Below are 24,328 nucleotides of genomic sequence, written 5' to 3' on the forward strand. Positions count from 1 at the left end.
CGGCCGGCTCGGGCCCGGGCGGGAGGGCCGGCCGGGGGCCGTCAGGGGCCGGGGTGTGTGTAGCGCTTGCGCTCCTCGCCGATCACGCCGAACGCGGCGGCCGTGAGCGGTACGGCCAGCAGCATGCCGAGGATCCCGGCGACGGACGCCCCGGCGGTGATGGCGAGCAGGACGACGGCCGGGTGCATCTGGACCGTACGGCTCTGGATCACCGGTTGCAGGACGTGCCCTTCGATCACCTGGACGGCGAGGACGACGCCCGCCGTCCACAGGGCGATGGCCACGCCCCGGTCGGCGAGCGCCACCAGGACCGCGACCGCCCCGGACAGGAACGCTCCGAGGTAGGGGACGTACGCGCCGACGAAGACCAGGGCGCCCAGCCCCACGGCGCCCGGGACGCGCAGGATCAGCAGGCCCGTCGTGATGAGGAGGGCGTCGATCAGGGCGATGAACGTCGTCCCGCGCATGAAGCCCTCGACGGCGCCGAAGGCGCGGCGGGCCACGGCCTCGGCGTGGTCGGCGCTGCCGTGCGGCGCGAGGGAGCGCAGGGCGCGCAGCGCCCGGCCGGAGTCGCGGAGGAAGAAGAACACCAGGAGCAGGGCGAGGACGGCCATGGCGATCACCTCGCCGACGACACTGAGCCCGCTGATGACGCCGGACGCCGCCGTGCCGCCGAATTTGCCGAGGAGCTCCTTGGCGTTGCCGGCCAGGTCGTCCAGGGAGGTGCCGGCCGGGCCGAGGTGCTCGGCCAGGTCGGTGGCGGCGCGGCGCAGCGAGGCGACGATCTGGTCGCCGGTGTCGATGAGCGCGGCGACCACGATGTAGCCGGCGCCGCCGACGACGGCGACGGCGGCCGCGCAGGTCAGGCCGGCCGCCAGGGACCGCTGGACCTTCATGGCGACGAGCCGCCGGTACAGCGGCCCGAGCAGCGCGGTGCCGAGCAGGGCGAGCAGGACGGGCGTGACGGCGGTCCGGAAGGTCACGCACAGCCATACGCCGACCGCCCCGACGCCGGTGAGCAGCAGGACGACGACGCACCAGGCGGCGAGGCGCCGGACGGGCTCGGGGAGGGTGTGCACGCCTCCACGGCACCATGCGCGGCCGGGGCCCGCCGCTGGGCGGGCCCCGGCCGGGTGAGGTCGCGTCAGGCGCCGGGGGTGATCTCCGGGCCGATGCCGTCCTGCATCCCGTGGACGGCCGGAACGCGGCCGAGCCGGCCGGCCTGGAAGTCCTCGAAGGCCTGCCTCAGCTCGGCCTGGGTGTTCATCACGAACGGCCCGTAGTGCGCCATCGGCTCCCGGATCGGCCGGCCGCCCAGGAGGATGACCTCCAGGTCCGGGGTGTGGCCGTCCTGCCGGTCGTCGGCGCGGACGGTCAGCGAGCCGCCGTCGCCGAAGACGGCCGTCTGGCCCATGTGGACCGGCCGGCGCTCCCCGCCCACGGAGCCGCGCCCGGCCAGGACGTACGCGAGGCCGTTGAAATCCTGCCGCCAGGGCAGCGTGATCTCGGCGCCCGGGCGCAGCGTGGCGTGGACCATGGTGATGGGGGTGTGGGTGATGCCCGGTCCCTCGTGCCCGTCGAGCTCGCCGGCGATGACGCGCAGCAGCGCGCCGCCGTCGGGGGAGGTGAGGAGCTGCACCTGGCCGCCGCGGATGTCCTGGTAGCGGGGGTCCATCATCTTGTCCTTGGCGGGCAGGTTCACCCAGAGCTGGAGGCCGTGGAAGAGGCCGCCGGACATGACCAGGTGCTCCGGCGGGGCCTCGATGTGGAGCAGCCCCGACCCGGCGGTCATCCACTGGGTGTCGCCGTTGCGGATGGTGCCGCCGCCACCGTTGCTGTCCTGGTGGACGAAGGTGCCGTCGATCAGGTACGTGACGGTCTCGAAGCCGCGGTGGGGGTGCCAGGGGGTGCCCTTGGCCTCGCCGACCCCGTACTCCACCTCCCCCATCTGGTCCATCATGATGAACGGGTCGAGGTGGCGGTAGTTGATCCCGGCGAACGCGCGGCGCACCGGGAAGCCCTCCCCCTCGAAGCCGCTGGGCGCGGTCGTCACGGCCAGCACCTGGCGCGGCACGGCACCCGTGGGCGCGTCGACGCGCGGCAGGGTGAGCGGGTTCTCGACGGTTACGGCAGGCATGGCGTGGGTCCTCCTCGGGGCGGCGTACACCCACTTTAGTTGAATACTGAACTTCTTGCCAGGGGAACACCCCCTCCCGCCCCTGCATTCCCCCGGGTACCGCCCATCCCGCCCCTCGCACCTGGCGCCCTCCACCGCACACACGAAGAGCCGCCCCCACCGAGGGGGGCGGCTCCTGTGCGGCCATGCGGCCGTGCGGCCGCGCGGCTCCGGAAACGCGGAGGGGACGGCCGGGTCAGCCGTACATCCGCCGCATGGCGAAGTCGACCATCTGCTCCACGGCCTTGGCGTCGAACACCATCCGGTGGTCACCCTCCATGTCGAGCACGAAGCCGTACCCGGTGGGGAGCAGGTCGATCACCTCGGCGCCGGTGATCACGAAGTACTTGGACTCCTTGCCGGCGTACCGGCGCAGCTCCTTGAGCGAGGTGAACATCGGGATGACCGGCTGCTGGGTGTTGTGCAGCGCGAGAAAGCCCGGGTTGTCACCGCGCGGGCAGTAGACCTTCGAGGTGGCGAAGATCTGCTGGAAGTCCTCGGCCGACAGCGAGCCGGTGGTGAACGCCCGCACGGCATCGGCCAGCGAGGGCGGCGACGGCTCGGGGTACAGCGGCGGCTGCTGCGCGTACCCCTGCTGGGGGGCGTACTGCTGCTGGGCACCCTGGTTCTGGTCGTAGCCGTACATGCGCGTAAGCGTACCGAGCGGCGGCCGCCGCCGTACGGCCCGTACCGGGGCCCGCGCACCCCGGCGGGCACCCCGTGGGCCGCCGGCGGGCCGGGGCGTCACACGTCACAGATCGGCCGATAGGGGTTGCTCTTATTACCGACGGGTAGCATCATCGTAGCTACTAGCTGGTACGTGTACGAGGATTCCGCCTCCCCGAGCCTTACGGAGCCGTCGCCATGGGGCACTACAAGTCGAATCTCCGCGACATCGAGTTCAACCTCTTCGAGGTCCTCGGGCGCGACAAGGTCTACGGCACCGGTCCGTTCGAGGAGATGGACGTCGAGACCGCCAAGAGCGTCCTGGACGAGATGCGCCGTCTCGCCGAGAACGACTTCGCGGAGTCCTTCGCGGACGCCGACCGCAACCCGCCGGTCTTCGACCCCGAGACGAACACCGCGCCGATCCCCGCGTCCTTCAAGAAGTCCTACAAGGCCTTCATGGACTCCGAGTACTGGCGCCTGGGCCTGCCCGAGGAGATCGGCGGCACCACCTCGCCCCGCTCCCTGATCTGGGCGTACGCGGAGCTGATCCTCGGCTCGAACCCGGCCGTCTGGATGTACTCCTCCGGCCCCGCCTTCGCGGGCGTCCTCTTCGAGGAGGGCAACGAGGTCCAGAAGAAGATCGCCCAGATCGCGGTCGAGAAGCAGTGGGGCTCCACCATGGTCCTCACCGAGCCGGACGCCGGCTCGGACGTGGGCGCCGGCCGCACCAAGGCGGTCCAGCAGGACGACGGCTCCTGGCACATCGAGGGCGTGAAGCGCTTCATCACCTCCGGTGAGCACGACATGTCGGACAACATCCTCCACTACGTGCTCGCCCGCCCCGAGGGCCACGGCCCCGGCACCAAGGGCCTGTCCCTCTTCCTCGTGCCGAAGTTCCACTTCGACTGGGAGACCGGCGAGCTGGGCGAGCGCAACGGCGTGTACGCGACGAACGTCGAGCACAAGATGGGCCTCAAGGCCTCCAACACGTGCGAGATGACCTTCGGCGACAAGCACCCCGCCAAGGGCTGGCTGATCGGCGACAAGCACGACGGCATCCGCCAGATGTTCCGCATCATCGAGTTCGCCCGCATGATGGTCGGCACGAAGGCGATCGCCACCCTGTCGACCGGCTACCTGAACGCGCTGGAGTACGCCAAGGAGCGCGTGCAGGGCCCCGACCTGGCGAACTTCATGGACAAGACCGCGCCCAAGGTCACCATCACGCACCACCCCGACGTGCGCCGCTCGCTGATGACGCAGAAGGCGTACGCCGAGGGCATGCGCGCCCTCGTCATGTACACCGCCGCGATCCAGGACGAGATCCAGGTCAAGGAGGCGTCCGGCGAGGACGCCAAGGCGCTCATCGGCCTCAACGACCTGCTCCTGCCCATCGTCAAGGGCTACGGCTCCGAGAAGTCCTACGAGCAGCTCGCCCAGTCCCTCCAGACCTTCGGCGGCTCCGGCTACCTCCAGGAGTACCCGGTCGAGCAGTACATCCGGGACGCCAAGATCGACACCCTCTACGAGGGCACCACGGCGATCCAGGGCCAGGACTACTTCTTCCGCAAGATCGTCCGCGACCAGGGCGCCTCCCTGAACGCGCTCGCCGAGGAGATCAAGAAGTTCCTGGCGGTCGGCACCGGCGGCGAAGAGCTGGCCCCGGCCCGCGACGCGCTCGCCAAGGCGGCCGTGGACCTCGAGGCCATCGTCGGCGCGATGCTGACGCACCTCACCGCCACCGGCGAGGACGTCAAGAACATCTACAAGGTCGGCCTCAACACCACCCGCCTCCTGATGGCCTCCGGTGACGTGGTCGTCGGCTACCTGCTGCTGCGGGGCGCCGCCGTCGCCGCCGAGAAGCTGGAGACCGCCTCCGCCAAGGACAAGGCGTTCTACCAGGGCAAGATCGCCGCCGCGAAGTTCTTCGCCGCGAACATCCTGCCGAACGTCTCCACCGAGCGCGCCATCGCCGAGGGCGTCGACAACTCCCTCATGGAGCTGGACGAGGCCGCGTTCTAGTCACGAGGTCACCGCACGGTCCACGGCGGCCCGCTCCCCGGTCTCCCGGGGGCGGGCCGCCGCCGTACAGCGGGCCGCCACCGTTCAGCGGGCCGCCACCGTACAGCGGGCCGCCACCGGTCAGCGGCCCGGCGGCCGGCCCGCGCACACCGACCGGTGACTCACCCGGCACGTGTCCGACGGCACCGCCCCGCGCAGGTTGACCGCCGTACCGTCACCCGCGACGAACCAGCGCTCACCGCGCGGGACACCCGCCGTGGGCCGCTCCGCCAACTCCATCGCCACCCAGCGGCCGTTGACCGTACGGTGCCAGCGGGCCCGCGCCCCGCAGAACCGGCAGGTCATCAGCGAACCGGCACCCGGCCGGCGCGGCGCGGGTATCGAGGCGCGGAGCGTCGCGGCCGTCACCGGCAGGATGTCCCCCAGACGCACCGGGTCCCGGTCCGGGGTGCCCGTCGCGGCGGTCGTGCACGCCGCGCAGAGCGGCATCCCCAGCGGGGCGCTCCACTCGGCCCCGGGCGTTTCACATGCGGCACAGACGGGCGTGGTCGTCGTGGTCACCAGTGCACCTCCGGTCGCGACCGGCGAGTCAGCGGACTGCTGTCCCGCTACGTCCTCCGATAGTCGCAGCCACCACTGACAATCGACCGCCGACGACGGCCCCCCGCTACTGACCCGCCCGTAAAGTGAAGGCCATGAGCAGCTCACCCCCCCGCTTCGACCGCGGCCACACCGACGACCTCATGACCTTCCTGGCGGAGTCCCCCACGCCGTACCACGCCGTCGCCAACGCCGGTGAACGACTGGAGAAGGCGGGCTTCCGGAAGCTCGACGAGACCGCCGCCTGGGACGGTACGAGCGGCGGCAAGTACGTCGTCCGCGGTGGCGCGATCATCGCCTGGTACGTACCGGAAGGCGCCGAACCCCACACCCCGTTCCGGATCATCGGCGCCCACACCGACTCGCCCAACCTGCGGGTCAAGCCCCAGCCCGACATGGGCGCGCACGGCTGGCGGCAGGTCGCCGTCGAGACGTACGGCGGAACCCTGCTCAACACCTGGCTCGACCGCGACCTGGGACTGTCCGGCCGGCTGACGCTGCGCGACGGCGAGCACCGGCTGGTGTGCGTGGACCGGCCGCTGATGCGGGTGCCGCAGCTCGCGATCCACCTGGACCGGCAGGTCAACGAGGGCCTGAAGCTGGACCGTCAGCGGCACATGCAGCCCATCTGGGGCCTGGGCGACGACGTCCACGAGGGCGACCTGATCCGGTTCGTGGCCGGGGAGGCGGGCGTGGCCGCCGGGGACGTGGCCGGCTGGGACCTCATGGTGCACTCCCTGGAGGCGCCCGCCTACCTGGGCCGGGACCGCGACCTGCTGGCCGGGCCGCGCATGGACAACCTGCTGTCGGTGCACGCGGGCGTGGCCGCGCTCGCCGCCGTGGCGGCCGCCGGCGACCCGGAGTTCATCCCCGTCCTCGCCGCCTTCGACCACGAGGAGAACGGCTCCGAGTCCGACACCGGCGCCCAGGGCCCGCTCCTCGGCGGCGTCCTGGAGCGGTCCGTCTTCGCCCGGGGCGGCGGCTACGAGGACCGGGCCCGGGCCTTCGCCGGGACGATCTGCCTCTCCTCCGACACCGGCCACGCGGTGCACCCCAACTACGCCGAGCGCCACGACCCCACGCACCACCCGCGCGCGGGCGGCGGCCCCATCCTCAAGGTGAACGTCAACCAGCGGTACGCGACGGACGGCAGCGGCCGGGCCGTCTTCGCGGCCGCCTGCGAGAAGGCCGGCGTGCCCTGGCAGACGTTCGTGTCGAACAACGACATGCCCTGCGGCACGACCATCGGCCCGATCACCGCCGCCCGCCACGGCATCAGGACCGTCGACATCGGCGTGGCGATCCTCTCCATGCACAGCGCCCGTGAACTGTGCGGCGCCGACGACCCGTTCCTCCTGGCCAACGCCCTGGTGGCGTTCCTGAAGTAGGCCTCCCCGCGTAGGTGTTGCCGGGCGGGGTACCCGCAACACCTACGCTAACGAGGAGGCGGGAATCATGGGCCTGGGTGGCTGCATCATTCTCATAGCGGTCGGGGCGATCCTCACCTTCGCGACCGACTGGGAAGCACAGGGCGTCAACCTCGACCTCGTAGGGCTGATCCTCATGGCCGTCGGCATCATCGGTGTCGCGACGTTCACGAGCATCGCCCGTCGCCGCCGGGCGGTCGTGCCGCCGGTGGCCCCCACGGTGGTCGACCCCACGGACGACCGGCGCTACTGAGCCGGCCGTGGACACCCGGCCGGCGGCGGACGGCCGCCGGCGAAACATCGGCGAAAGGCCCTGCCTGACACCGTGTCGGCATGGTTCTGCTGGGACAGCACACGGCTTACGTACGCCACCGGGGTCCCCGGCGACGGATGTTCTGGAGCGTCGCCGGGGCCGCCGTGGCCCTCACGGCGGCCGTCGGCGGCACGGTGATCGGCGCGTACGGCGAACGCCCCCCGTGGGGCAGCGACATCGCCTACGAGGCGGGTTACCTCCAGGGCAACCGCACCCGCCACCACGACCCGACCGGCGAGCGGGTGCGGGACCTGCTGGCGGGCGGCTGCGCCCGGCTGGAGGACGGCGGCCTCGGCGGCCGCAAGGCCACCCACGACCCGGGGGCCTGGGTGGCCGGCTGCCTGGACGGGGCGGCGGGCAGACCGTCCCGGCACCAGGGCCTGGCGTACTGACCCCTACGCGGTGTCCATGCCCGCGAGGATCAGCGGGAGCCGGCCCGCGCCCGACTCCGTGACCTTCACCGGCACGCCCCAGTCCTGCTGGTGGACGTGGCAGGCGGGGTACTCGTTGGCCGGGTCGTCGTCACAGGAGGCGGCCATGGCGGAGACGTGCAGCACGCCCTCCGTGACGGCCGGGTTCAGCGTCAGCTCCCGGGACAGGTCCGTTCCCGTGCCCTCGCCCGACGCCAGCAGCTCCGGCGGCGTGGACGACACCAGCAGCCGCGTCGACGGTCCGTACCGCTCGTCCAGCTTCTGCCCGGTCGGCGCCCGGAAGACCACGTCCAGCCGCAGCGTGCCGGGCGCGATCTCGGTCGCCTCGCGCCGCGTGCGGTGCGCGACGGCGTCCACCTGGACGGCCTCCTCGGGCAGCCGCAGCCGGGTCAGCCGGTGGCGGGCCGACTCGACGACCACGATGTCGTCGCCCACCAGCACCGCGTCGCTCGGCTCCCGCAGGTCGGTGGCGAGGGTGGTGACCTCGCCGGCCGCCGGGTCGTAGCGGCGCAGCGCGTGGTTGTACGTGTCGGAGACGGCGACCGAGCCGTCCGGCAGGGCCGTCACCCCCAGCGGGTGCTGGAGCAGCGCCTGGCCCGCCTCGCCGTCCCGGTGGCCGAAGTCGAACAGGCCGGTGCCCACGGCCGTGCGGACCGTGCCCTCGGGGTCGACCCACCGCAGCGCGCTGGTCTCGGAGTCGGCGACCCACAGCCGGTCGGCGGTGGCGGCGAGCCCGGAGGGCTGGGCGAACCAGGCCTCGTCGGCGGGTCCGTCGACCAGGCCCTCGTTGGTGGTCCCGGCGGCGACGCGGACGGTGCCCCGCTCCGGGTCGTACGCCCAGAGCTGGTGCACGCCCGCCATGGCGATCCACACCTCGTCCCGCCACCAGGCGACGTCCCACGGCGACGACAGGGCGACCTCGCGGGCGGGCCCGGCGGTGGGGGACCCCTGCCACCACTGCGCCCCGGTCCCGGCGAGGGTGGACACCTCCCCGGTGGCGAGGTCCAGCAGCCGCAGCGCGTGGTTCACGGTGTCGGCCACGACCACGCGGGGCGCCGCGGAGCCGCCGGGCAGCAGGCACAGCCCCTGCGGCTCGTTGAACCGCGCCTGCTCCGCCGGGCCGTCGGTGAGGCCACGCTCGCCGGTGCCGAACCGCCGTACGACGGTCTCGCCGTCCGCCGCCAGCTCCACCACCTGGTGGCGGGTGGTGTCGGTCACCAGCAGGTTGCCGCCGTCCAGCAGCAGGGCCTTGCCGGGGAAGCGCAGGTGCGTGGCCTCCGGCTCCGGCGGGACGTAGGGCCCGTCGCCGCGCCGCAGGGTGCCCTTGGCCCCGTGCTCGGCCTCCAGCTCCGCGACGAGCGTCCCGATGGCCCGGGCGTGCCCCTCGCCGGCGTGCTGGGCGACGACGTACCCCTCGGGGTCGATCACCACCAGCGTGGGCCACGCCCGTACGGCGTACTGCTTCCAGGTGGCGAGTTCGGGGTCGTCGAGGACGGGGTGGTGCACCTCGTACCGCTCGACGGCGTCCACGACGGCCTGGTGCTCGGCCTCGTGCACGAACTTCGGCGAGTGGACGCCGATGATCACGACGGTGTCCCGGTGCTTCTCCTCCAGCTCGCGCAGCTCGTCGAGGACGTGCAGGCAGTTGATGCAGCAGAAGGTCCAAAAATCGAGGATCAATGTGCGACCTCGGAAGTCGGCGAGCTTCAGGTCCTTCCCGCCGGTGTTGATCCAACCGCCCTTGCCGATCAGCTCGGGGGCACGGACACGGGCACGCTTGCGGGGTGCGGGCGCGGGGGTGGGCGCCGGGGCAGCATCGTTCATCCTTCAAGCTTGCCATTGGCCCATGAACACCGGATCACGACCGTACGACGCCGTTGCCCTGCGCAGCTACGGGATCCGCTCCACCACGGACTAGCCTCCTTGGACGCCCCGGACGAACAGGGTTCCTGTGCGCCGACTCCCGGCGGGTGGGGCAAGCACGGACGCTGACACGTCCACGAAGCCGTGTTCCTTGAGAATCAGCGCCCACACATCGGGTTCGTAGTCCCACCGCTTGACGACAGCGGGGTCTTCTTCGGGCCCGCGCGGGATGTATGACGCCTGGCAGCCGTAGCACCCTTCAACCGGGGGACGCTGGGAGAAGGCGAAGACGCCACCCGGCTTGAGGTTCGCGTGAACCATCGGCAGCAGAAGACCGGGGTCGGTGAACCAGGCAGCGCCGAACACGCTGTAGACCGCATCGAAGATCGTGAACGCGTCTCCGAGATAGGTGAGCGCGTCGGCCTGGTGGAGTTCCATCCCGTCCACGCCCGGCCACCGCTCGCGTGCCTTGTCGAGCTGCTTGGCGGAGAGGTCGATCCCGACGGACTTCATGCCGAGCGTTGCGAGATGAGCGGCGTTCCCTCCAGACCCGCACCCGAGATCGAGCACGCGGTCTCCCGGGTTGAGGTTGAGCACGTCGGCCCTGGGGCCGTGGTCCGGGTACTGGGTCCAGTTGAACCATGTGGTCTCGCCCTTGGCGTTGGTCTTCCGCCGCTGGGGCTTGCTCTGCGAGTAGGCATCCCATGCGGTGCTGCGAGCGTCAGTCACTATCTGTCCGTTCTCGTTCACGGCGACAGCCGCCCGGCACGATACCGGGCGGCTGAAGCTCTCGTGGATCAGTCGCTCCGCTTGAGTCGGAGCTATTTGGCAACGGGGCTGTCGGAGCAGCCCGCGTAGCTCTGGGTGCAGTCGGCTGCGCCGTTGATCGGCCAGAACTCCGGGTCCACGTCGAAGCCGGCCGATCGGATCACCTCGGCCGTCCGACGCATCGCGGCCCGGCCCTCGGCGGGGTCGTGGCCGTTGTTGCGGTCGGGGACGTGGTGGATGAATCCGCCGCCGAGCGCGTCGCAGACCCTGGCGTAGTCCTTGGTGTGGAGCACGAGTGCGTGCCAGAAGAGGTCCACGCGAAGGCTGGGCGTGGCCCTCTCCGTGGTGTTCGCGGCGACGGCGAGGAAGGCCGCCACCTGGTTGACGCCGCGCTGGCCCTGGTCGTCGGTCATCTCCGGCCAGGAGTCCTCGCGGACCATGGTGATGAGGTCGGCCCTCAGCTCCGGGGTGATGAGGTCGTACACGGTCTTCGTCGTGTCGGTGATCGTCACGTCTGTGCCTTCCTGGTCTGTGAGGAACATCGGGGGCACTTGCAGGGGGGCCAGGCGGCGGAGGCCATGGGGGTCAACGGCTTCTCGGCTCTGCTGCTGGGGTAGATCACTTCAGAGCCGAACGTCTGGCCGGAGTCGCGAGACACCCGCACGGTCATGGTCATCGTTGGCCTTCCGCTTGCCCGGTCCGGTTGGTGAAGCGATGTTCCCGCCGCCGGTCGGTCGGAACGACGACGCTTCGGGCGTCGCCTGGGCGTCACTCAGTGGGGTGTCAATGACGCCCTCCAGGGCGTCAAACCGGTGTCATTGCATGGCTGTTCGGTCTAGCTTTGACGTCATGACGACGACCGCCGTGGTGCCGAATGATGTGCTGCGGGCCGTGCGTATCGGCCTGCGCTTAAGCCAAGACGACTTCGCCAAGGCGCTCCGCCGGGCAGGTGCGGAACTGGGGGAGCCGAACGAGGCTTCCAAGCGGCTGGTGCAGCGCTGGGAGTCCGGCACGAGCAAGACGCCTCGGGGCGTGTACGCCAGGGCCTTAGAACGGGTCACTGGGCGTCCGGTCGAGGCACTGGGGTTCGCCCTGCCGGTGCCGACGGCACGAGTCCACGCAGACGGGAAGGGAGGGCATGACATGGAGACCGGCACAACCGGTGTCGCGTCTGCCTCTGTAGGCGCGCAGCCCACCGCGCAGACGGGTGAGGAGACGTTTTCGGGAGTGTGGCTCAGCCGCTACGAGTTCTTCTCTTCGAGCCGGGGCGACTCGCACGAGGGCAAGCACTACGTAGTGATCGTCCAGCACGGGAACCGGCTGACCGTTCAGAGTCTGCCCGGGGCGAGCAGCAACCCGGACAGCCCGCTCACGCTGGATCTCACTGTCGATCGCAACGTGGCCACGGGTACGTGGGTCGAGCAGACTGCCGCAGACGGCTACTACAACGGGGCCCGCTACCACGGGGCCATCCAACTCCTGGTCGAGCCGACCGGACGGCGCATGGCCGGAAAGTGGGTCGGCTTCGGCAAGGACTTCGACGTGAATACCGGCCCCTGGGAACTGCGGCTGGTGGACCGGTCCACGAGCAAGGCGACGCTGGAGAGGTACAGCCAGCCGCCGGAGTGACATCCGACGGGGCACCTGATGGGGCGAAGACCCCACGGGGTGGGGCCTTCCGCGGGCTTTGCAGGGCGTTAACTGTGCCGCTCTCGCGCCTTCGGCGGTCGATATGCGCTGGTCAGAGGCCACGATGGGCCCGAAAATCGGGGTCACACCCAGCGTGCGCGTTCCGAGCTGCGGCCAGGGTCGGGATGGTGACCACAGCGCAACTTCGCGCCGACCCTCGGGCCGCCCCAGTGACGAAGTGACGGAATGACGTTTAGTTCTATTCCATCCATAGAGACTCAGAACATCTCTTAAAAAGGTAGTGGACTTCGACCGTCATTCCGTCACTTCGTCACCCGCCGACTCCGCCCCAGCACCGTCTCTCGTCGCCCAGACGATCCGGCAGCGCTCGTCACCGTCGAACCTCACGCCCACCCTGCCTCGCCGGACTTCCACTCGATCGATTGCGAGGCCAAGGCGTCCACGTCTTCCGGCCGCATCATCGGCTTCCCAAGCTTCACGAAGCAGACCCGCATCCAGGAGAGGAGAGATGTCCACGGAAGGAGTCGGCATCCGCAGTAGATCTGCGCGCAGTCCCTCGATCCGGGTACGAAGTCGTCCTGCGAGCCGGTTGTACCGGTCGATCGCGTCTGCGCCGGTGAACTCGCCGCGGACGTACCTGGCCTCCTCCAGGTCCGCCAGGCGGGCCCCCTCGTCCGCGATCTCCGCCTCGATCGCGTCCCTCTTCGCGAAGACCTCCGGGTCCTCCCTCTGCACCCAGCGGTCGGCGATCACGGCAAGCAGCGGGTCCTGGGGCTCCAGGGATGGCAGGCGGGAGAGAAACGCCCGGGTCACGTAGTCGTCGATACTCTCCACCCGAGCCGATACGCCGGAGCATCCTCGCCCCATCCGGTGGCTGGAGCACTGGTACGACGTGCCGGCCTTGCTCATCCGGGCCCCGCAGAGCCCACAACGCGCTATCCCGGTGAGCAGAGACTTCCCCTGCTTGTGACCGTGCCGCTTCCCCGCCAGGGGGAACGTGCGCGCTTCGAGCTGGCGGAGGATGAGTTCGCGCTCCCCGAGCGTGATGATGCCCTCGCCGATGCTCACGGTCTCCAGCGTCTCCGGGTCCCGGTAGGGGGAGACCCGGTTCATGTACTTCCGCGTCCCGTCCGGCTGCTCCTCATACTCGGTCTGCGGCATGAGCCCGGCGAAGGCCGGTGAGCGGAGGAGTTGCATGACGCTGGACGAGTTCCACTCGCCTCCACGAGCGGACTCCACCCCGTGCTCGTTCAGCAGCCGGGCGATGTGGACGAGGGCCTTCCCGGACAGCGCCTCGTCGGCGATCAGGCGGGCGTAGACGGCGGTCTCGGGGTCGTGGACGAGCTTCTTCGCCTCCGGGTCAACCAGCAGCCCGTAAGGCGGCTGTCCGCCGATCCACTGGCCCCGCTGCCGTAGGTACCGCTTGGCGTTGCCGACGCGCATCCCAAGGTTGCGCGACTCGTTGCGCGCCAGTTCCGCCAGCATCGCGATGGTGACCCGGGCGCTGTCGTTCCTCGTGTCGAGGCCGTCCATGACGGAGACCAGCCGTCCGCCGACCCGTCCTATGTCGTCCAGCGCCTTGCCGACCTCGCCGATGCCCTTGCGGGACAGGCGGTCGAGCTTCCAGACGATCAGAACGCCCACGACGCCGGCCGTGGCTGCTGTGATCGCCGCATCGAACCCCTTGCGGCTGACGTTCTTGTAGCCGGAACGTCCACGGTCGATGTGGACCTTGCGGACGGTCAGTCCGTTGCGCTCCGCCCATGCGCGGCAGTCGGCTTCCTGGCGGTCGATCGCGGTCTTGCCCTCCCGGTCCAGGGAAAGGCGCAAGTACAGGTCGGCAGTGGTGTGTTGGTGCACGTACCCCACGCTAGCGAGGAGTGCTCACATTGGTTCAGGAAATCCAGAAGTCCAGGATCACGATGCGCCCGCGGAGGCCGGCCAGGGTGAGCTGTTCACCCCCCGTGTTGAGCCAGCCGCCCTTGCCGATCAGCTCGGGGGCGCGGACACGGGCACTGCGGGGCGCGGGGGTGGGCGCCGGGGCGGCATCGTTCATGGTTCAAGCTTGCCATCCGGTCGTGAACGCCCGGTCACGGCCGTACGGCGGGGGTGACGATCGCCGCCGTACGGGCCGGTCCCCGGCGGGGGCGGGTACGTATCCATCATGAAATACCTGGTACGCGACAAGATCTTCGCCATCGGCGACGACTACTGGATCGAGGACGAGAACGGGCGGCACGCCTTCCTCGTCGACGGCAAGGCGCTGCGGCTGCGCGACACGCTGGAGCTGAAGGACCCGGCGGGCCGGGTGCTGGTGACGCTGCGGGCGAAGGTGCTGAGCCTGCGCGGGGCGATGACCGTGGAGCGGGACGGCGGGACGCTGGCGACCGTGCGCCGCAAGCGGCTGTCGCTGCTGCGCAACCACTACCGGGTGGAACTGGCGGAGGGGCCGGAGCTGGACGTCAGCGGGCGGATCCTGGACCGGGAGTTCACGATCGGCCGGGACGGCGAGCCGCTGGCCCGCATCACGCGCGCGTGGCTGCGGGTACGGGACACGTACGCGGTCGACGTCGTCCGCGACGACACGGACGCGGCGCTGCTGATCGCGGTGGCGGTGTGCGTGATCCGGATGGCGGACAAGGACTGACCCCGCGGCCGGCGCCCGGGCGCCGGGGCGCCGCGTGCCTCGGGCACCCGGCGACGCCCGGCACCCGCGCGTCAGGGGCGCGGGGGCGGGGGCGGGGGCGTGCCCAGCCGGCGGTCCTTGAGGGCGGGGAAACGGTCGCGGGTGGTGGCCACGAGGGCCGGGTCGAGGTCCACGGTGAGGATCTCCTCCGCCTCGCCCGCCTCCGCGACCACCTCGCCCCAGGGGTCGACCACCAGGCTGTGGCCGGCCTGGGGCACGCCCGCGTGGGTGCCGGCGGTGCTGCACGCGAGGACGTACGCCTGGTTCTCGACCGCGCGGGCGCGGGCCAGCAGCGTCCAGTGCCCGCGGCGGCGGGCGGGCCAGCCGGCGGGGACGGCGAAGGCCAGGGCGCCGGCGTCGACCAGGCCCCGGAAGAGCTCGGGGAAGCGCAGGTCGTAGCAGGTGGCGAGGCCGAGGGGGAGGCCGGGCACGGGCGCGGTCACCAGCTCGTCGCCCGCTCCCATCATCACGGCCTCGCCCTGGTCGAAGCCGAAACGGTGGATCTTGCGGTACGCGGCGGCGAGGTCGCCGGAGGGCGAGAAGACCAGGGAGGTGTTGTACAGCGTCCCGTCGGGGGCGCGTTCCACGAAGGAGCCGGCGTGCAGCCAGACGGACGCCTCCGCGGCCGCCCCGGCCATCGCCCGGTACGTCGAGCCGGTCCGCGGCTCGGCCTCGCTCTCGAACGACTCGTACGCGAAGGCCCCCACCGGCCACAGTTCGGGCAGCACCACCAGGTCGGCGACCCCCCGTTGCCCGGCCACCAGGGAACGGACGCGCTCCCGGCGGGAATTCGGCGTTTCGTCCGGGTCTACTGCGATCTGGATCAGCGAGGCGCGCACACTACCACCGTCCTGGCATTCGAGCCGTCAACACGGGCCTACGATCGTCACACGAAAGCACTGCCGGGGTGCCCGCGTGCAGCGTACTGTTTCCCTCCGGGGGCCACCCCCGGACCCCCGGTAGCCGCCGCAGCACCCAGCCCGCGTACGACATGCCCGAGGGGTCCCGTGACCGTCCATCCCAGCCTCCAGCCCTACGCCGACGCCTGGACCCACTCCATCGAAGCGATATCCGAGTTGGTGCAGCCACTCGTGGAGGGGGAGTGGAACCGCGCCACGCCCTGCCCCGGCTGGTCGGTGCGCGACATCGTGTCGCACGTGATCGGCATGGAGTGCGAGATGCTCGGGGACCCGCGCCCGATCCACTCGCTGCCCCGCGACCTCTACCACGTGCGCAGTGACTTCGCGCGCTACATGGAGATGCAGGTCGATGTGCGCCGGCACCACACCGGGCCGGAGATGACCGCCGAGCTGGAGTACACGCTCATCCGCCGGGCCCGCCAGCTCCGCAACGAGAACCGCGCCCCCGACACCCTGATCCGCGCGCCGCTCGGCGCCCAGCAGTCGCTGGAACTGGCCTACCGGATGCGCGCGTTCGACGTCTGGGTGCACGAGCAGGACCTGCGCACCGCGCTCGGCGTGCCCGGCAACCTCGACTCCCCCGGCGCGTACGTCGCCCGGGACAACTTCCTGACCGTGCTGCCGAGGGTGGTCGCCAAGGACGCGGGCGCGCCGCCGAACACGGCGGTCGTCTTCGACGTGCACGGTCCGGTGGAGTTCCTCCGGACGGTCCGGGTGGACGCCGAGGGGCGTGGTTCCGTCGACGGCGCGCCGTCGCTGGGGCCGGCGGTGACGATCGCCACGGACTGGGAGACGTACGTCCGGCTGGCGTGCGGGCGGGTGCGGCCGGCGGCCGTGGCGGACCGGGTGAAGGTGGACGGCGACCAGGAGCTGGCGGAGGCGATCCTGTCCTCCTTCGCGGTCACCCCGTAACCCCGCCGGTCCCCGCCCCGGGCCCGGGCGCGGGCGCGGGCGCGGGCCGGCGCGGGCCGGCGCGGGGGTCAGGCCGGGACGTGGACGGTCTCGACGCGGCTGGCCACCAGCCGGTCCCGCTCCCGCCGGGCGGTACGGGCCCTGAGCCGGACGATCTGCGCCGCGCCCAGGGCCTGGAGGACGAAGACGGACGAGAAGGCGGTCCGGTAGTCGTCGCCGGTGGCGTCGAGCAGGACGCCGACGGCCAGCAGGGTGGTGATGGAGGCGGTGAAGCCGCCCATGTTGACGATGCCGGACGCGGTGCCCTGCCGCTCGGGCGGGTTCGCCGGCCGGGCGAAGTCGAAGCCGATCATCGAGGCGGGCCCGCAGGCGCCGAGGACGACGCACAGGGTGGTCAGCAGCCACATCGAGGCGTGGTCGCCCGGATGGGCGAGGGTGGCGGCCCACACGGTGGCGGTGGCCGCGACCGTCCCCAGGGCGAGGGGCGTCCGGGCGCCGTGGTGCCGGGCGATGACCTGGCCGTAGGTCACGCCGAACACCATGTTGGAGAGCACGGTCAGCGTCAGCATGTCGCCGGCCGTCCCACGGGACAGCCCCTGATCCTCGACGAGGAACGGCAGCCCCCACAGCAGCAGGAACACCATCGCGGGGAACTGGGTGGTGAAGTGCACCCACATGCCGAGGCGGGTGCCGGGCTCGCTCCAGGCCAGGGCGATCTGCCGGCGGACGGAGGCGGCGCCCGCGTGGTGGGCGGGCTCGGGCTCCTGGCCCTCGGGGTGGTCCTTGAGGAACAGCAGGAGCAGGACGAGGACGACCACTCCGGCGAGGGAGCTGCCGGCGAACGTCGCCGTCCAACCCAGGCCGTCCAGGGTCCGGGCGATCACGATCGTCGAGACGAGGTTCCCGGCGACCCCGAAGAGCCCGGCGACCTGCGCGATCAGCGGCCCCCGCCGGGCGGGGAACCAGCGCGTGCCCAGGCGCAGGACGGAGATGAAGGTCATGGCGTCGCCGCAGCCGAGCAGCGCGCGGGAGGCGAGGGCCATGCCGTACGACGGGGAGAGGGCGAAGCCGAGCTGGCCGAGGGTGAAGAGCACCACCCCCAGGGTGAGGACCTTCTTGGTGCCGAGCCGGTCGACCATCAGGCCGACGGGTATCTGCATCCCGGCGTAGACCAGGAGCTGGAGTATGGAGAAGGTGGACAGGGCGGAGGCGTTGACGCCGAAGCGGTCGGCGGCGTCGAGCCCGGCGACGCCGAGGGACGTGCGGAAGATGACGGCGACGAGGTAGACGCAGACGCCCACGCCCCACACCAGGGCGGCGCGGCGGCCCCCGGGAGGGTCGTGGGGCGGGGCGGTGGCGGAGGGCGGGCTGCTCACCGGTCCTCCCCCCTGACCAGGACCTTGACGCGGCTGACGTGGCGGTGGACGCTGCGGGCGGCGCCTTCGGTGTCGCCGGCGCGGAGGGCTTCGAGGATCTCGGCGTGCTCGGCGATGTTCTTGGCCACCCGGTCGGGGTGGGCCTCCATCACGGCGACGCCCATGCGCAGTTGGCGGTCGCGCATCTGGTCGTAGAGGCGCGAGAGGATCTCGTTGCCGGCGTGGCGGACGATCTCGGCGTGGAAGGCGCGGTCGGTGACGGCGACGGCGGCCAGGTCGCCGGCGCCGGCGTGGTGCCGCTGCTCGTCCAGCAGCCGCTCCAGGCGCCGCAGCAGCGAGGCCGGGGCGGGGACCGCCTTGCGGACGGCGAACTCCTCGACGAGGAGCCGGGTTTCGACGACGTCGGCGATCTCCTGGGCGGAGACGGCGAGGACGAGGGCGCCCTTCTTGGGGTAGAGCTTCAGCAGCCCTTCCATCTCCAGCTTGAGCAGCGCTTCCCGCACCGGCGTGCGGGACACCCCGACGGCCTCGGCGAGTTCCCCTTCGGTGAGGAGCGTCCCGCCCTGGTAGCGGCGGTCGAGGACGGCTTGCTTGACGTGGGTGTAGACGCGGTCGGCGGCGGGCGGGGCGGCAGGCATGCACACAGCATAGATACAAGAGGGGTGCATCAGGGGCCGTTCACGGACCCGTAGGACGGAACTCACAACTCCGGATCACCGGTACCGCCCCGGGGGACCCCCGTCCCACACGAGGGTGACCCGCTCGTCCCACGCGATCCGGATTCCCGTACATCCTTCGGCGGCGCTCGGAGGTCTTGTATCGGGCACTGGTTGCCCACCCGCCAGGTTTGCGGCTTTTCGACGTATGTGAGACCCAGACCCGAACTCGGAGCGTTTTGCTTTGATAACCATGAACAAGGCCGTGCGCCGCGTCGCCACGGTCGCCCTCTCGGGCGGTCTGCTGCTGACCGCCTCCCCGCTGGCCGCACCGGCCGCGGCGGCCACGCCGATCCCGTCCATCAGCGCCAAGGGCGGCTTCATGGTGGACCAGGCGGACGGCAAGGCCATCTACGGCAAGGCGAACACCACCCGCCGCCAGATGGCCAGCACCACGAAGGTCGTCACCGCGATCGTGGTCCTCACCACGCCCGGCGTCGACCTCAACCGCAAGGTGACCATCAAGCAGGAGTACCGCGACTACGTCGTCCGGACCGGCGCGAGCACCGCCGATCTGAAGACCGGCGACAAGGTGACCGTCCGGCAGCTCCTGTCCGCGCTGATGCTGCCGTCCGGCTGCGACGCCGCGTACGCCCTCGCCGACACCTTCGGCACCGGCACCACCACCGCCGCCCGCACCCAGTCGTTCATCGGCAAGATGAACGCCAAGGCCAAGCAGCTCGGCCTGACGAACACGAAGTTCGACTCGTTCGACGGCATCTCGTCGACCGGGAACAACTACACGACCCCGCCGGAGCTGGCGAAGATGGCGCGCCACGCCTTCAGCAGCGCCGTGTTCCGGGACGTCGTCAAGGCCACCTCGTACAAGACCACCGCCACCACGAGCACCGGCGGCACCCGCACGTACACCTGGTACAACACCAACAAGCTGCTCGGCTCCTACAGCGGCGCCGTCGGCATCAAGACCGGTACCGGCACCGCGGCCGGCCCGTGCCTGGTCTTCGCGGCCACCCGGGGCACCAAGACCTATGTGGGCGTCGTGCTGAACGCCCCCGACCGCTTCAACGACGCGGCCAAGCTGCTCGACTTCGGCTTCGGCTCCACCACCGCCCGGACCATGGAGCTGCGCTCCCTCCCGGCGGGTGCCCAGCGCGACTGACCGTCCGCGCACGACACGGTGAAGGGCCCGGACGCGCCGTCGCGTCCGGGCCCTTGTCCGTGTGTCCCGGGCCGTCAGGCCCAGGTGATCAGCCGCTTGGGCTGCTCCAGGACGGCGGCGATGTCCGCCAGCACCTTGGACCCGAGCTCGCCGTCGACCAGCCGGTGGTCGAACGACAGGGCCAGGGTGGTGACCTGACGGGGCTTCACCTTGCCCTTGTGGACCCACGGCTGGAGCTTGATCGCCCCCACCGCGAGGATCGCGGACTCACCCGGGTTGATGATCGGCGTACCGGTGTCGACGCCGAAGACGCCGACGTTGGTGATGGTCACCGTGCCGCCCTGCATGGCGGCCGGGGTCGTCTTCCCCTCGCGCGCCGTGGACACCAGTTCACCCAGGGAGGCGGCCAGTTCGGGCAGCGTCTTGTCGTGCGCGTCCTTGATGTTCGGCACGATCAGACCGCGCGGGGTGGCGGCCGCGATGCCCAGGTTGACGTAGTGCTTGAGCACGATCTCCTGGGCGGCGTCGTCCCAGGTCGCGTTGATCCCCGGGTTGCGCCTGATCGCGACGAGCAGGGCCTTGGCGATGAGCAGCAGCGGGTTGACCCGGAGCCCGGCCATGTCCTTGTCGGCCTTGAGCTCCTCGACGAGCTTCATCGTGCGGGTGACGTCGACCGTGATGAACTCGGTGACGTGCGGCGCGGTGAAGGCGGAGCCGATCATCGCCTGCGCGGTGGCCTTGCGGACGCCCTTGACGGGGACGCGGGTCTCGCGCCCGGTCGCCGCCGGCTGTTCCTGCGTGCCCTGCGTCACCGGCTGCGGGGCCTGCTGCGGCGCCTGCTGCACGGGGACGGCGGCGGGCACGGCGACCGAGGCGGCGGCCACGGACACCGCCGCGTGGACGTCCTCGCGGGTGATGATCCCGTCCGGGCCGGTCGGGGTCACCGTCGCCAGGTCGACGCCCAGGTCCTTGGCCAGCTTCCGCACGGGCGGCTTGGCGAGGGGCCGGGAGGCGGCGGGGGCGGCGGGCGCCGCCGGGGCCGCGGGGGCGGCCTGGGCGGCCGTCGCGGTGCCCGCGTGGCCGTTCAGCTCGCCCTGGACGGCGGACTGGGCGGCCGTACGCTCCACGGGCGCGGCGGCCCCCTTGCGCGGACGGCGCTTGGTGGACGTCTCGGCGACGCCGTAGCCGACCAGGACGGGCTGGCGGCCCGTCGGCTCGGCGCCGTCGTCGCCCGCGGCGTCCTTCGCGGCCGGCTCGGCGGCGGCGGGCTGGGCGGTCTGCGGCTGCGCGTCGGCGTCACCGCCGACGTTCACCGAGATGATCACCTCGCCGACGTCGACCGTGGTGCCCTCGGGGAAGCGCAGCTCGTGCACCACCCCGTCGTACGGGCACGGCAGCTCGACGGCCGCCTTCGCCGTCTCGACCTCGCAGACGACCTGGCCGTCGGTGACGGTGTCACCGGGCTGGACATACCACTTGAGGATCTCGGCCTCGGTGAGCCCCTCGCCCACGTCCGGCATCTTGAAATCGCGGATCACGGTGGGTCTCCTCAGTACGCGAGCGAGCGGTCGACGGCGTCGAGCACCCGGTCGAGGCCCGGCAGGTATTCCTCTTCCAGCCGGGCCGGCGGGTACGGCGCGTGGTAGCCGCCCACCCGGAGGACGGGTGCCTCCAGGTGGTAGAAGCACCGCTCGGTGATCCGGGCGGCGATCTCGGCCCCGGAGCCGTAGAACACCGGCGCCTCGTGGACGACGACCAGCCGGCGGGTCTTCTCGACCGAGGCCTGGACGGCGTCGAAGTCGATCGGGGACATCGAGCGCAGGTCGAGGACCTCCACCGACCGGCCCTCCTCGGCGGCCACCGCGGCGGCCTCCAGGCAGACCTTGACCATCGGCCCGTACGCGGCCAGCGTCAGGTCCGTGCCCTCGCGCACCGTGCGGGCCTTGTGCAGCTCGCCGGGGATGGCCTCGGTGTCGACCTCGCCCTTGTCCCAGTAGCGGCGCTTCGGCTCGAAGAAGATCACCGGGTCGTCGCTCTGGATGGCCTGCTGAAGCATCCAGTACGCGTCCGACGAGTTCGAGGGCGAGACCACCTTGAGACCCGCGACGTGCGCGAACAGCGCCTCGGGCGACTCGCTGTGGTGCTCCACGGCGCCGATGCCGCCGCCGTACGGGATGCGGATGACGACCGGCAGCTTGATCTTGCCGAGCGCCCGGGCGTGCATCTTGGCGAGCTGCGTGACGATCTGGTCGTACGCGGGGAAGACGAAGCCGTCGAACTGGATCTCCACGACCGGGCGGTAGCCGCGCAGCGCGAGGCCGATCGCCGTGCCGACGATGCCGGACTCGGCGAGCGGGGTGTCGATGACCCGCTCCTCGCCGAAGTCCTTCTGGAGACCGTCGGTCACACGGAACACGCCGCCGAGCTTGCCGACGTCCTCGCCCATGACCAGGACCTTGGGGTCGGTCTCCAGGGCCGTGCGCAGCGACTCGTTGAGCGCTTTGGCGAGAGGGAGCTTCTGTACTGCCATGGTTACTTGCCCTCCCCGTCCGCGTCGGCGAACGATGCCTGATAGGCGGCGAACTGCGCCCGCTCCTCGTCGACGAGCGCGTGCCCGTCGGCGTACACGTGGTCGAACATCGCCATGTGGTCGGGGTCGGGCATGGCCCGGACGGCCTCGCGGACGCGCTTGCCGAGCGTCTCCGACTCCGTCTCCAGCTCCTCGAAGAACGCGGCGTCGGCGAGACCCTGCTTCTCCAGGTACGTGCGCAGCCGGAGGATCGGGTCCTTGGCCTCCCACGCCACGCGCTCGTCGTCGAGGCGGTAGCGGGTGGGGTCGTCGGAGGTGGTGTGGGCGCCCATGCGGTAGGTGAACGCCTCGACGAGGGTCGGGCCCTCACCGCGGCGGGCACGCTCCAGCGCGGAGCGGGTCACGGCCAGGCAGGCGAGCACGTCGTTGCCGTCGACCCGGACGCCGGGGAAGCCGAAGCCCTGCGCGCGCTGGTAGAGCGGGACGCGGGTCTGCTTCTCGGTCGGCTCGCTGATCGCCCACTGGTTGTTCTGGCAGAAGAACACGACCGGGGCGTTGTAGACGGCGGAGAAGGTGAACGATTCGGCCACGTCGCCCTGGCTGGACGCGCCGTCACCGAAGTAGGCGATCACGGCGCTGTCGGACCCGTCCTTGGCGACGCCCATGGCGTAGCCGGTGGCGTGCAGGGTCTGCGAGCCGATGACGATGGTGTAGAGGTGGAAGTTGTTGCTGGTGGGGTCCCAGCCGCCGTGGTTCACCCCACGGAACATGCCGAGCAGGTTCGTCGGGTCGACCCCGCGGCACCAGGCGACGCCGTGCTCGCGGTAGGTCGGGAAGACGTAGTCGTCGTCGCGCAGGGCCCGGCCGGAGCCGATCTGGGCGGCCTCCTGGCCGAGCAGCGAGGCCCACAGGCCCAGCTCGCCCTGGCGCTGGAGGGAGGTTGCCTCGGCATCGAACCGGCGGGTCAGCACCATGTCGCGGTACAGGCCGCGCAGTTCCTCGGGGCTGAGGTCGATGTCGTACTCCGGGTGCTGGACGCGCTCACCCTCGGGCGTCAGCAGCTGTACGAGCTGGGGCTCGGCGCTCTGGGCGCCGGATGCCTTGGTTGCGCTCGCGCTGGTGCGCTTACTGCTGCGTCGCGGCTTGCGCGCGGCAGTGCCTTCCACGGTCACGTGCGTGCTCCTCCGTCTGTCCGGCCCCCGGGGTCCGCCGGGATGGCTGGGGTTCTCCCTGACTCCGATAGAGCGCGGGAGAGCGGCTCGCCTGTCTCCGTACGTGTGCACGGGGTGGGTGCCCTCGACCGGGAACAGGCGTGACAGGTGCCCCGGCGAGCCCCCTGTCATAGGCACGTTACCCAGTGCACCGCATTACTGCGAAACCCCCTTTGACCTGCGTTTTTGCTTGGATTTCCAAGTAAATCGCAAAGGGGTGGACAAATGACTGGTCACAGCCTCGTGAGCCGCCGGAACAGGGGGCACGTTATCCCGCGCACCCCGGGCACGGGAAGAGCCAATATGTGAGACCGGGGCCGTGCGCGAAGACGGAAAAATCACCGTATTCCTGCTGGACGACCACGAGGTCGTCCGGCGCGGCGTTCACGAAACACTCTCCGCCGAGGGCGACATCGAAGTCGTCGGAGAGGCCGGTACGGCGACAGACGCCCTGGTCAGGATTCCGGCGACCCGTCCCGACGTCGCCGTTCTCGACGTCCGGCTGCCCGACGGCAGCGGGGCCGAGGTGTGCCGGGAGATCCGGGCCCTGGACGAATCCATCAAATGCCTGATGCTCACCTCCTACGCGGACGACCCGGTGGCCACCGCCCGGGTGCCGGCGCGGCGCTCCCAGGCGGCGGCCTACGTGGCCCGGACGCAGGCGGAGCGGCAGCACTGACCCGGGGCCGGGCGACGGCCGGGAGGACGATCGAGGTGTTCGCCCCCGCTCGATCGAGGTGTTCGCCCCCGCTCGATCAAGGTGTTCGCCCCCGCTCGATCAAGGTGTTCGGCCCGCCGATCAAGGTGTTCGGCCCCGCCCGATCAAGATGTTCGCCCCCGCATACGTCCGGGAACACCCCCGCCGACCAGGTGTCCACTCCCTGGACGGTCTCCGCCGACCGGGTTCTGCGGAGCGACAAAATCACCACGCTCCGTGA

Annotated in this window: 23 protein-coding genes and 1 pseudogene; 9 read left to right on the forward strand and 15 right to left on the reverse strand. The window is 71.2% G+C overall.

All coding sequences use genetic code 11. The annotated features are described in order from the left end of the window. Positions 1-41: 41 nt before the first annotated feature. From ACF068_RS20200 to ACF068_RS20210, 3 genes are all read right to left on the reverse strand, one after another. Positions 42-1,079, reverse strand: a complete 1,038-nt coding sequence (locus tag ACF068_RS20200; RefSeq protein ID WP_392275617.1) for an AI-2E family transporter — start codon at positions 1,077-1,079, stop codon at positions 42-44. A gap of 65 nt (positions 1,080-1,144) precedes the next feature. Next, positions 1,145-2,137: a pirin family protein gene (locus tag ACF068_RS20205; RefSeq protein WP_392275618.1), complete on the reverse strand. Its 993-nt coding sequence runs from the start codon at positions 2,135-2,137 to the stop codon at positions 1,145-1,147. Between the two features lie 235 nt (positions 2,138-2,372). Further along, entirely contained in the window at positions 2,373-2,822 is a 450-nt protein-coding gene (locus ACF068_RS20210) for an SseB family protein (protein WP_392275619.1), read from the reverse strand. A gap of 218 nt (positions 2,823-3,040) precedes the next feature. On the opposite strand from ACF068_RS20210, the gene ACF068_RS20215 reads away from it, so the two are divergent. Then, the gene (locus tag ACF068_RS20215) at positions 3,041-4,867 is read left to right on the forward strand and encodes an acyl-CoA dehydrogenase (protein ID WP_392275620.1); all 1,827 of its coding nucleotides are present in this window, start codon (positions 3,041-3,043) and stop codon (positions 4,865-4,867) included. A 120-nt stretch (positions 4,868-4,987) separates the two neighbouring features. Here the strand turns inward: ACF068_RS20215 and ACF068_RS20220 are convergent, their stop codons facing one another. After that, positions 4,988-5,428 carry a DUF6083 domain-containing protein gene (locus ACF068_RS20220; RefSeq protein ID WP_392275621.1) on the reverse strand — a complete coding sequence of 147 codons (441 nt, stop codon included), beginning with the start codon at positions 5,426-5,428 and terminating at the stop codon, positions 4,988-4,990. Positions 5,429-5,562: 134 nt separating this feature from the next. Here ACF068_RS20220 and ACF068_RS20225 point away from each other — a divergent pair, with 134 nt between their 5' ends. The 3 genes from ACF068_RS20225 (at position 5,563) to ACF068_RS20235 (ending at position 7,599) form a co-directional block, all read left to right on the forward strand. Beyond that, the gene (locus ACF068_RS20225; RefSeq protein ID WP_392275622.1) at positions 5,563-6,855 is read left to right on the forward strand and encodes a M18 family aminopeptidase; all 1,293 of its coding nucleotides are present in this window, start codon (positions 5,563-5,565) and stop codon (positions 6,853-6,855) included. 67 nt (positions 6,856-6,922) lie between these two features. Next, positions 6,923-7,147, forward strand: coding sequence for a DUF6458 family protein (locus ACF068_RS20230; protein WP_351810706.1), 225 nt, complete (start codon positions 6,923-6,925; stop codon positions 7,145-7,147). An 80-nt stretch (positions 7,148-7,227) separates the two neighbouring features. Continuing rightward, positions 7,228-7,599 (forward strand): hypothetical protein, encoded by a 372-nt coding sequence (locus tag ACF068_RS20235; RefSeq protein ID WP_392275623.1) that lies wholly within the window; start codon positions 7,228-7,230, stop codon positions 7,597-7,599. Between the two features lie 3 nt (positions 7,600-7,602). On the opposite strand, the gene ACF068_RS20240 is transcribed toward ACF068_RS20235, so the two are convergent. The 3 genes from ACF068_RS20240 to ACF068_RS20250 form a co-directional block, all read right to left on the reverse strand. Next, positions 7,603-9,462 (reverse strand): NHL domain-containing thioredoxin family protein, encoded by a 1,860-nt coding sequence (locus ACF068_RS20240; protein WP_392275624.1) that lies wholly within the window; start codon positions 9,460-9,462, stop codon positions 7,603-7,605. A 90-nt stretch (positions 9,463-9,552) separates the two neighbouring features. Continuing rightward, a complete protein-coding gene (locus ACF068_RS20245) occupies positions 9,553-10,230 on the reverse strand; it encodes a class I SAM-dependent methyltransferase (RefSeq protein WP_392275706.1) in 678 nt (225 codons plus the stop codon). A gap of 92 nt (positions 10,231-10,322) precedes the next feature. Then, entirely contained in the window at positions 10,323-10,781 is a 459-nt protein-coding gene (locus ACF068_RS20250) for a glycine-rich domain-containing protein (protein ID WP_392275625.1), read from the reverse strand. Positions 10,782-11,118: 337 nt separating this feature from the next. Between ACF068_RS20250 and ACF068_RS20255 the strand changes: the two genes are divergently transcribed. Further along, positions 11,119-11,898, forward strand: coding sequence for a helix-turn-helix domain-containing protein (locus tag ACF068_RS20255; RefSeq protein WP_392275626.1), 780 nt, complete (start codon positions 11,119-11,121; stop codon positions 11,896-11,898). Between the two features lie 315 nt (positions 11,899-12,213). Here the strand turns inward: ACF068_RS20255 and ACF068_RS20260 are convergent, their stop codons facing one another. Both ACF068_RS20260 and ACF068_RS20265 read right to left on the reverse strand, forming a co-directional pair. Further along, the gene (locus ACF068_RS20260) at positions 12,214-13,779 is read right to left on the reverse strand and encodes a recombinase family protein (protein ID WP_392275627.1); all 1,566 of its coding nucleotides are present in this window, start codon (positions 13,777-13,779) and stop codon (positions 12,214-12,216) included. A gap of 34 nt (positions 13,780-13,813) precedes the next feature. Further along, complete coding sequence (locus tag ACF068_RS20265) at positions 13,814-13,975, reverse strand: hypothetical protein (protein ID WP_392275713.1); 162 nt, start codon at positions 13,973-13,975, stop codon at positions 13,814-13,816. A 108-nt stretch (positions 13,976-14,083) separates the two neighbouring features. Between ACF068_RS20265 and ACF068_RS20270 the strand changes: the two genes are divergently transcribed. Next, positions 14,084-14,566: an LURP-one-related/scramblase family protein gene (locus ACF068_RS20270; RefSeq protein WP_392275628.1), complete on the forward strand. Its 483-nt coding sequence runs from the start codon at positions 14,084-14,086 to the stop codon at positions 14,564-14,566. Positions 14,567-14,637: 71 nt separating this feature from the next. Here ACF068_RS20270 and ACF068_RS20275 read toward each other — a convergent pair whose 3' ends face one another. After that, positions 14,638-15,444 carry a carbon-nitrogen family hydrolase gene (locus ACF068_RS20275; RefSeq protein ID WP_392275629.1) on the reverse strand — a complete coding sequence of 269 codons (807 nt, stop codon included), beginning with the start codon at positions 15,442-15,444 and terminating at the stop codon, positions 14,638-14,640. 168 nt (positions 15,445-15,612) lie between these two features. Between ACF068_RS20275 and ACF068_RS20280 the strand changes: the two genes are divergently transcribed. Then, positions 15,613-16,437, forward strand: a complete 825-nt coding sequence (locus ACF068_RS20280; RefSeq protein ID WP_392275630.1) for a maleylpyruvate isomerase family mycothiol-dependent enzyme — start codon at positions 15,613-15,615, stop codon at positions 16,435-16,437. A gap of 68 nt (positions 16,438-16,505) precedes the next feature. On the opposite strand, the gene ACF068_RS20285 is transcribed toward ACF068_RS20280, so the two are convergent. Both ACF068_RS20285 and ACF068_RS20290 read right to left on the reverse strand, forming a co-directional pair. Beyond that, a complete protein-coding gene (locus ACF068_RS20285) occupies positions 16,506-17,813 on the reverse strand; it encodes a nitrate/nitrite transporter (protein ID WP_392275631.1) in 1,308 nt (435 codons plus the stop codon). After that, positions 17,810-18,451 carry a GntR family transcriptional regulator gene (locus tag ACF068_RS20290; protein ID WP_392275632.1) on the reverse strand — a complete coding sequence of 214 codons (642 nt, stop codon included), beginning with the start codon at positions 18,449-18,451 and terminating at the stop codon, positions 17,810-17,812. The genes ACF068_RS20285 and ACF068_RS20290 overlap by 4 nt, the downstream gene beginning before the upstream one ends. Positions 18,452-18,722: 271 nt before the next feature. Here ACF068_RS20290 and ACF068_RS20295 point away from each other — a divergent pair, with 271 nt between their 5' ends. After that, complete coding sequence (locus ACF068_RS20295; RefSeq protein ID WP_392275633.1) at positions 18,723-19,649, forward strand: D-alanyl-D-alanine carboxypeptidase family protein; 927 nt, start codon at positions 18,723-18,725, stop codon at positions 19,647-19,649. Between the two features lie 74 nt (positions 19,650-19,723). Here ACF068_RS20295 and ACF068_RS20300 read toward each other — a convergent pair whose 3' ends face one another. Genes ACF068_RS20300 through pdhA form a run of 3 tightly spaced genes read right to left on the reverse strand, consistent with a single transcriptional unit; the run spans position 19,724 to position 23,351 of the window. Next, positions 19,724-21,169, reverse strand: a complete 1,446-nt coding sequence (locus ACF068_RS20300; RefSeq protein WP_392275707.1) for a dihydrolipoamide acetyltransferase family protein — start codon at positions 21,167-21,169, stop codon at positions 19,724-19,726. 29 nt (positions 21,170-21,198) lie between these two features. Further along, entirely contained in the window at positions 21,199-22,179 is a 981-nt protein-coding gene (locus ACF068_RS20305; protein ID WP_392275634.1) for an alpha-ketoacid dehydrogenase subunit beta, read from the reverse strand. A 2-nt stretch (positions 22,180-22,181) separates the two neighbouring features. Continuing rightward, on the reverse strand, positions 22,182-23,351 hold the full coding sequence (gene pdhA, locus ACF068_RS20310) for a pyruvate dehydrogenase (acetyl-transferring) E1 component subunit alpha (RefSeq protein WP_392275635.1): 1,170 nt from the start codon (positions 23,349-23,351) through the stop codon (positions 22,182-22,184). 358 nt (positions 23,352-23,709) lie between these two features. On the opposite strand from pdhA, the pseudogene ACF068_RS20315 reads away from it, so the two are divergent. Then, positions 23,710-24,045, forward strand: a pseudogene (locus tag ACF068_RS20315) (response regulator transcription factor); the annotation flags it as partial. Positions 24,046-24,328: the final 283 nt, after the last annotated feature.

It is taken from the genome of Streptomyces sp. NPDC016309, from assembly GCF_043077235.1.
Taxonomy (GTDB): Bacteria; Actinomycetota; Actinomycetes; order Streptomycetales; family Streptomycetaceae; genus Streptomyces.

Excerpts from the sequence above, each read along its gene's own strand:
- ACF068_RS20295 (WP_392275633.1), top strand. The coding sequence starts at position 18,723 with ATGAACAAGGCCGTGCGCCGCGTCGCCACGGTCGCCCTCTCGGGCGGT.
- ACF068_RS20230 (WP_351810706.1), top strand. The coding sequence starts at position 6,923 with ATGGGCCTGGGTGGCTGCATCATTCTCATAGCGGTCGGGGCGATCCTC.
- ACF068_RS20205 (WP_392275618.1), bottom strand. The coding sequence starts at position 2,137 with ATGCCTGCCGTAACCGTCGAGAACCCGCTCACCCTGCCGCGCGTCGAC.
- ACF068_RS20265 (WP_392275713.1), bottom strand. The coding sequence starts at position 13,975 with ATGAACGATGCCGCCCCGGCGCCCACCCCCGCGCCCCGCAGTGCCCGT.
- ACF068_RS20235 (WP_392275623.1), top strand. The coding sequence starts at position 7,228 with ATGGTTCTGCTGGGACAGCACACGGCTTACGTACGCCACCGGGGTCCC.
- ACF068_RS20225 (WP_392275622.1), top strand. The coding sequence starts at position 5,563 with ATGAGCAGCTCACCCCCCCGCTTCGACCGCGGCCACACCGACGACCTC.
- ACF068_RS20210 (WP_392275619.1), bottom strand. The coding sequence starts at position 2,822 with ATGTACGGCTACGACCAGAACCAGGGTGCCCAGCAGCAGTACGCCCCC.
- ACF068_RS20300 (WP_392275707.1), bottom strand. The coding sequence starts at position 21,169 with ATGCCGGACGTGGGCGAGGGGCTCACCGAGGCCGAGATCCTCAAGTGG.
- ACF068_RS20305 (WP_392275634.1), bottom strand. The coding sequence starts at position 22,179 with ATGGCAGTACAGAAGCTCCCTCTCGCCAAAGCGCTCAACGAGTCGCTG.
- ACF068_RS20255 (WP_392275626.1), top strand. The coding sequence starts at position 11,119 with ATGACGACGACCGCCGTGGTGCCGAATGATGTGCTGCGGGCCGTGCGT.
- ACF068_RS20270 (WP_392275628.1), top strand. The coding sequence starts at position 14,084 with ATGAAATACCTGGTACGCGACAAGATCTTCGCCATCGGCGACGACTAC.
- ACF068_RS20290 (WP_392275632.1), bottom strand. The coding sequence starts at position 18,451 with ATGCCTGCCGCCCCGCCCGCCGCCGACCGCGTCTACACCCACGTCAAG.
- ACF068_RS20215 (WP_392275620.1), top strand. The coding sequence starts at position 3,041 with ATGGGGCACTACAAGTCGAATCTCCGCGACATCGAGTTCAACCTCTTC.
- ACF068_RS20240 (WP_392275624.1), bottom strand. The coding sequence starts at position 9,462 with ATGAACGATGCTGCCCCGGCGCCCACCCCCGCGCCCGCACCCCGCAAG.